Annotated in this window: 1 pseudogene; it reads left to right on the forward strand. The window is 68.0% G+C overall.

The annotated features are described in order from the left end of the window. Positions 1 to 992 (forward strand): annotated as a pseudogene (locus AB0O67_RS37360) (signal recognition particle protein); the annotation flags it as partial. Positions 993 to 1,072 lie beyond the last annotated feature (80 nt).

Below are 1,072 nucleotides of genomic sequence, written 5' to 3' on the forward strand. Positions count from 1 at the left end.
ACATCGTGATCGTGGACACCGCCGGCCGCCTCGGCATCGACCAGGAGATGATGCAGCAGGCCGCGGACATCCGCGACGCCGTCTCCCCGGACGAGATCCTCTTCGTCGTCGACGCGATGATCGGCCAGGACGCGGTCAACACCGCCGAGGCCTTCCGCGACGGCGTCGGCTTCGACGGCGTGGTGCTTTCCAAGCTCGACGGTGACGCCCGCGGTGGTGCGGCGCTGTCGATCCGGCAGATCACCGGCAAGCCGATCATGTTCGCGTCGAACGGCGAGAAACTCGACGAGTTCGACGCCTTCCACCCTGACCGGATGGCCTCCCGCATCCTCGACATGGGTGACCTGCTCACCCTGATCGAGCAGGCGGAGAAGACGTTCAGCCAGGAAGAGGCCGAGAAGATGGCCTCCAAGCTGGCGTCCAAGAAGGGCCAGGACTTCACCCTGGACGACTTCCTGGCCCAGATGGAGCAGGTCAGGAAGATGGGCAGCATCTCCAAGCTGCTCGGCATGCTGCCCGGTATGGGCCAGATCAAGGACCAGATCCAGAACCTGGACGAGCGGGACGTCGACCGCACCGCCGCGATCATCAAGTCGATGACGCCGGGCGAGCGCCAGGACCCGATGATCATCAACGGCTCGCGCCGCGCCCGTATCGCCCGCGGTTCCGGTGTCGAGGTCAGCGCCGTGAAGAACCTGGTCGAGCGGTTCTTCGAGGCCCGCAAGATGATGTCCCGCATGGCGCAGGGCGGCGGCATGCCCGGCATGCCGGGGGTCCCGGGCATGGGCGGCGGCCCCGGCCGGGCGAAGAAACAGCAGAAGAAGGCCAAGGGCAAGCAGCGCTCCGGCAACCCGATGAAGCGCAAGCAGCAGGAGCAGGACGCCGCCGCCCGCCGCGCGGCCGCCGCCCAGGGCGGCAACGCCTTCGGGGTCCCGCAGCAGGGCGCGCAGGACTTCGAGCTGCCGGACGAGTTCAAGAAGTTCATGGGCTGACGGCCACTTCTTGTCGTGACGGCGCCGGGGGCACCCCTTTCCTGGACTGCTCCGAGCCACGGTGCCTCAGCCGGGCCCGA

The organism is Streptomyces sp. NPDC086077 (genome assembly GCF_040686175.1).
Taxonomy (GTDB): Bacteria; Actinomycetota; Actinomycetes; order Streptomycetales; family Streptomycetaceae; genus Streptomyces.